Origin of the sequence: Pseudoalteromonas sp. Z1A6 (genome assembly GCF_011378745.1) — a bacterium.
GTDB lineage: Bacteria > Pseudomonadota > Gammaproteobacteria > Enterobacterales > Alteromonadaceae > Pseudoalteromonas > Pseudoalteromonas arctica.
Genome location: NZ_WTKW01000272.1, coordinates 1 through 5,774, shown reverse-complemented (window position 1 = coordinate 5,774; position 5,774 = coordinate 1). Strand labels below are relative to the sequence as shown.

Sequence of the window (5,774 nt, the reverse complement as noted above, 5' to 3'; positions counted from 1 at the left end):
AGCCAGAGCTTGAAGAAGAGCCAGAGCTTGAAGAAGAGCCAGAGCTTTTAGAAGAACTTGAGCCTTTAGAAGAGCCTGAGCTTGAAGAAGAACCAGAACTTGTAGAAGAGCCAGAGCTTGAAGAAGAGCCTGAGCTTGAAGAAGAGCCAGAGCTTGAAGAAGAACTTGAGCCTTTAGAAGAGCCTGAGCTTGAAGAAGAGCCAGAGCTTGAAGAAGAACCAGAACTTGTAGAAGAGCCTGAGCTTGAAGAAGAGCCTGAGCTTGAAGAAGAACCAGAGCTTGAAGAAGAACCAGAACTTGAAGAAGAGCCAGAGCTTGCAGAAGAGCCTAAGCTTGAAGAAGAGCCAGAACTTATAGATGTAACGGTTGATGATTTTTCAGACACATCAGAGTCGCTTCTTGATCCTGAAGATGCACTTGAAGAATACACAGATGATACTTTAAAGAGCGTTGATGAGCTTTTAAGTGAGCTACAACAGGCCACTGATGACGACTATATAGAAACACCTGATTGGTCTTTAGATGAGCTTGATGATGATCTTGAAGAAATAGAAGTTGATCTTGGTGACGATCCGCTAGCGGGCGACGATGACTCAGATCTTACTGAAATTGAAGAGCAGCTTGATAGCGAGCTTGTAACGCCAAGTGAAGAGTTGGATGAATATCCTGAACTTGAATTAGACGATGATCAATCATTATTAGAGAATGAGCCTTCGTTTGAGCCGCAAGAGCTTAAAGGAGATGCATCGGGTGATGAAAATGCAGTAGCACTTAGTCAAACAGAGAAAGATCTCGCAAATGCGCTTATGGCAGATGGTGATTTAGATAGTTTAGAAGATGATTTTGATGATGAACTATTAATTGATAATGACTTCTCTGAATTAGAAACTGAAACGGAGATTGAAGATGAGTCGCTTGATGATGATTTACTTCAAGAAATTAATAATGAGGTTGATTCTGTTGAACCACCAAGTATTGAAGATGACATCAAACCTCTTAACCTTGATGAAGTTCAAGAAACATTAGAAAGTGAGTTGCCATTTATCCCTGAAGAATTACAAGGGGATGATTTAGATGGTGAGGCACCGGGAGTCGCTTCCAGCCAAGCTGAGCAAGATTTAGCAAACGCACTTATGGCAGATGCTGATTTAGATAGTTTAGAAAATGATTTTGATGATGAGATTTTAATTGAAAATGATTTTTCTGAATTAGATGCTGAATTTGACGAAGATAGTTTAGAGCAAGCGCTAACTGATGAGTTATCAGACGAATCGCAAGAGCAAACAAATGCAGAGCGCGAAGCACAGTTAACAAGCTTAGATGAAGTGGGTAGCACTGATATTAGCTCTGACGATGAACTTGATGAAGAGTTTATGTCGAATTTGACGCAAACTGATTTTGATTCATTACTTAGTGAGTTAGCAGAGCCTGAAGACTTAAGTGTTGATGACAGCAGTGAATTTGATGTTGACTTTGACAGCTTGCTAAAAGAAGACTTAGAGACAGATGATTCATTAACTACAACAGAGTCACTTGTTGAAGGTAGTGATGTTGAGCAACTTGATAATGACGAATTTGTAGATATTGATTCATTATTAGAAGAAAGTGACGACGCTGAACTTGAACACGAACCTTACACCGACGTTAATATGGATGTCGGTTTGAGTGAGTTTGATGCATTACTTGCAGGTGATAACCCAACGGATGTTGATGCTGAAAGTGGTGGCTACTCAGCTAAACTTGATTTAGCGCGTGCTTATATTGAAATTGATGATTTTGATTCTGCGCTTAAAGTTATTGAGGATGTCATTAACAAAGGTCCTGAAGAAGTTCAAGAGGAAGCACTTAGCTTAAAAGCTAAACTAAAATAATTAAAATGTTTATAAGAACCCGTATCTAGCTTAGCTAAATACGGGTTTTTTTATGTGTATTGGTTTGATTACGACAGGTCTCCTTTTATTGCATCGTTAGATAGCATAAAATGCCTCGTTCATTAGCACAGTAGGTAAAACGGTAATTATGCGAGTAGCACTTGGAGTTGAATACAACGGCGCACGTTATAGTGGTTGGCAGCGTCAATCACATGTAAATAGCGTACAGCAAGAAGTAGAAAAAGCGTTGTCGCGTATTTGTAATCATCCTGTTGAAGTTATATGTGCAGGGCGTACAGATGCTGGTGTGCACGGTACAGGCCAAGTAATACACTTTGAAACGCAAGCCGATCGCGATATGGTCGCATTTACACTAGGTATGAATACTTTAATGCCTAAAGATATTGCTATTCGCTTTGCCCAACCGGTTGCTGATGACTTTCATGCCCGTTTTAGTGCTACAGCTCGTCGTTATCGCTATGTTATTTATAACTCCCCCCTACGAGGTGCGGTATTAAACGAGGGGGTTACGCATTTTCATCATCATCTTGATGAAACAAAGATGCAAGAGGCGTGTCAGTACTTAATAGGTAAACACGATTTCACCTCTTTTAGAGCGATACATTGCCAAGCGAATACACCGACAAGAACAATTCATCATCTGTCGGTACAGCGCCAAGGTACTTACGTTATTATTGATATTAAAGCGAATGCATTTTTACATCACATGGTACGTAATATCACAGGCAGCTTAATGGATGTTGGTTTACATAAACAACAACCTATATGGATAAAAGAGCTACTTGATTGTAAAGAACGCGCAAAGGCCAGTGCTACCGCTAAGGCTGCTGGTTTGTATTTAGTGGATGTTGACTACCCTGAGCAATTTAATATTCCTCAAACACCTTTAGGCCCTTTATTTTTGCCTGATATAGATGTGGTATAAGTACTTTTTATGAGCACTTTTAACTACTAAGACCAGTTTTTTATACCGCGTTAGTGTAATTCATGTTTTAATTGAAAAAATTTGTCTGCTAATTGCTATTAGCAGGCTCGCGACACAGAACAGTATTAAGAGAGTTGCAAATGAGTTGGCTAGAAAAAATCTTACCTAAAACGACAAAATCATCAGGTCGTAAAGAAATCCCAGAAGGTGTTTGGGCTAAGTGTACATCGTGTGATTCAATTTTATATAAAGCTGAATTAGAAAAGTCGTTAAACGTATGTCCTAAGTGTGATCACCACATGCGTGTTAGTGGCCGTAAGCGCCTAGAGCACTTTTTAGATGAAGGTGATCGTCAAGAGCTTGGTACACAACATGAGCCTAAAGACATTCTTAAGTTTAAAGATTCTAAGAAGTACTCTGACCGTATCAGTGCAGCCCAAAAAGCAAGTGGTGAAAAAGATGCACTTGTCGCTATGAAAGGCCGATTAAAAGGTATTCCAGTGGCAGCGGTAGCATTTGAGTTCTCATTTATGGGTGGTTCAATGGCTTCTGTTGTTGGCGCTCGCTTTGTTGATGCTGTTGATCAATGTTTAGAGCATAACATGCCGCTTATTTGTTTTTCTGCATCAGGCGGAGCACGTATGCAAGAAGCGCTTATGTCGCTTATGCAAATGGCTAAAACAAGTGCTGCACTTGCAAAAATGACGGAAAAAGGTCTTCCATTTATTTCAGTAATGACCGACCCGACAATGGGTGGTGTATCTGCATCACTTGCTATGCTGGGTGATATTAACGTTGCTGAACCTAAAGCGTTAATTGGTTTTGCAGGTCCTCGTGTTATTGAGCAGACTGTTCGCGAAACATTACCTGAAGGTTTTCAGCGTAGTGAATTTTTGCTAGAACATGGTGCAATTGACATGATTATTGACCGCCGTGAAATGCGCGATACCCTTGCACGCATTTTAGCTAAATTTATGAACTTGCCTTCTACGGAACAAGAGCATAGAGTAGCGTAAATTTCAGCTTTACTGATTACACGCTATGACAAAAACAATTCCTAGCCAATCATCAAGCCTTGATGATTGGCTTTTTTATTTAGAAAGTGTTCACCCAGCTAACATTGCAATGGGCCTAGAACGAGTTGCTAATGTTGCCAACAATATTGGCCTTTTAAACACTCCAAGTAAAATTATTCTTATTGCCGGTACAAACGGTAAGGGCACCACTGCACGTTGCTTAGAGTCGCTATTGCTAGCGCAAGGTTTTAGCGTGGGTACTTACGCATCTCCTCATTTAATTCGTTATAACGAGCGTGTACGAGTTAATGGCGAAGAACTGGCAGACCAATTTCATATAGATGCTTTTCACCAGCTTGAGCAAGGCCGTAAAGACACTCCTCTGACTTATTTTGAATATGGTACTTTGGGTGCGTTGGCAATTTTTAAACGCTGTAAGGTCGATTATGTATTACTAGAGGTTGGTCTAGGCGGGCGCTTTGATGCTACAAATATAGTAACTCCCTTTGCAAGCGTGATCACCACTATCGATTTAGATCATAAAGAGTACTTAGGTGATACACTAGAGTTAGTGGCTTATGATAAAGCCGGTATTTTTCGTGAAAATACGCCTGCTATTATAGGGGATTTAAATATTCCTCACACAATGACTGATTACGGCAAAGAAATTAATGCCAATATGACGTTGTCGGGCAGTGACTTTATTTTCAAAGAGAATGCTGAGAGCTTTAATTGGCAATATAAAGAACATAATCTTGTAATAGATAAGCCAGCAATACCGTGTCAAAATGCAGCAACTGCGTTAACTGCGCTAAGTGTTTTAAGCTTATTACCTAGTGAGCAAGTCATACGAAGTTGCCTCGCTAATTTAGTAGTAGAAGGGCGGTTTCAGCAGTTAAGCGCTGAGCCTTTAGTCTTTACCGATGTAGCACATAACCCTGAGTCGGCGCGTTATTTAGCCAATAAGTTATCAAGCTATAAAGATAAAGGCTTTAAAATTCATGCATTAGCCGCTATGCTTGCTGATAAAGATAAAGTGGGTGTACTTAAAGAAGTAAGTCACTTGGTCGATGAGTGGTCATTAGCGAGCTTAAGTGGTCCGCGAGGCGACACTGCAAGTAATTTACAAAATGCGCTGCAGGGTATATCTCATCATAATACTATCAATAGCTATGATAGTGTGGCACAGGCACTGAGTGTAATTTTACCAAAACAACAAAGTGATACTATGTTGATTGTATTTGGTTCATTTTTTACAGTGGCCGGCGCTATTAATTACTTTAAAAAATAGAGAGGATGTCGGTGAACTCAAGTTTTATTAATCGCTTAGTCGGAACAAGTATAGTAGTGATCGCAGCAATTGTGTTTATCCCTAATATACTCGATGGCGAAAAAGTGCATTATAAAGAGGGCTTTAAAGCGATACCTGATCGCCCTGAGTTCAAAACAATCGATCTTCAAGAGTCAATTGATGAAAACATGGCTAATGCTGAGCCACTAAAACAAGATGAAATTGAAGATATTCAAGCTGACGATGAAGCTTTTGAGCAGCAAAACGCTATGGATGAGAGTGACTACGCTGTAGAGAATAAAGTTGTTGAAGCGACTATTGAACCCAAAGCTACACCGAGCACTAAGGCACCGGTTCAAGCTAAACCAAAACCTATTGCGCCTCGTAAAAGTGATGAAAACCTAACAAGTATGGCTTACGTGATTCAATTAGGTAGTTTTTCACATGTTGCAAATGTAAAAGCATTACAGGCTAAATTAAAAGTTGAAGGGTTTAAAACGTTTACTAAACCGATTAAAACCCCAAATGGGACGTTAACCAAGGTATTTGTTGGTCCTTCGCTTGATAAAAATGAATTACAAAAGCAGCTTCCCCAGCTGAAAGAGCTTACTAAATTAAATGGTAAAGTTACGCAATACGAAGTAACAAAA

At 39.8% G+C, this 5,774-nt stretch carries 5 protein-coding genes; all 5 read left to right on the top strand.

Annotation, left to right across the window (positions count from 1 at the left end; translation table 11 throughout):
* Positions 1–1,871: FimV/HubP family polar landmark protein (locus tag GQR46_RS15155; RefSeq protein ID WP_277344152.1), on the top strand; the 1,871-nt coding region annotated here is incomplete at its 5' end.
* 148 nt (positions 1,872–2,019) lie between these two features.
* Positions 2,020–2,817 carry a tRNA pseudouridine(38-40) synthase TruA gene (truA, locus tag GQR46_RS15150; protein ID WP_007584098.1) on the top strand — a complete coding sequence of 266 codons (798 nt, stop codon included), beginning with the start codon at positions 2,020–2,022 and terminating at the stop codon, positions 2,815–2,817.
* Between the two features lie 140 nt (positions 2,818–2,957).
* Positions 2,958–3,833: an acetyl-CoA carboxylase, carboxyltransferase subunit beta gene (gene accD / locus GQR46_RS15145; RefSeq protein ID WP_007376856.1), complete on the top strand. Its 876-nt coding sequence runs from the start codon at positions 2,958–2,960 to the stop codon at positions 3,831–3,833.
* Positions 3,834–3,858: 25 nt separating this feature from the next.
* Entirely contained in the window at positions 3,859–5,124 is a 1,266-nt protein-coding gene (gene folC, locus GQR46_RS15140) for a bifunctional tetrahydrofolate synthase/dihydrofolate synthase (protein WP_165741363.1), read from the top strand.
* A gap of 11 nt (positions 5,125–5,135) precedes the next feature.
* A partial coding sequence (locus GQR46_RS15135) for an SPOR domain-containing protein (RefSeq protein WP_165725402.1) occupies positions 5,136–5,774 on the top strand: 639 nt, incomplete at its 3' end.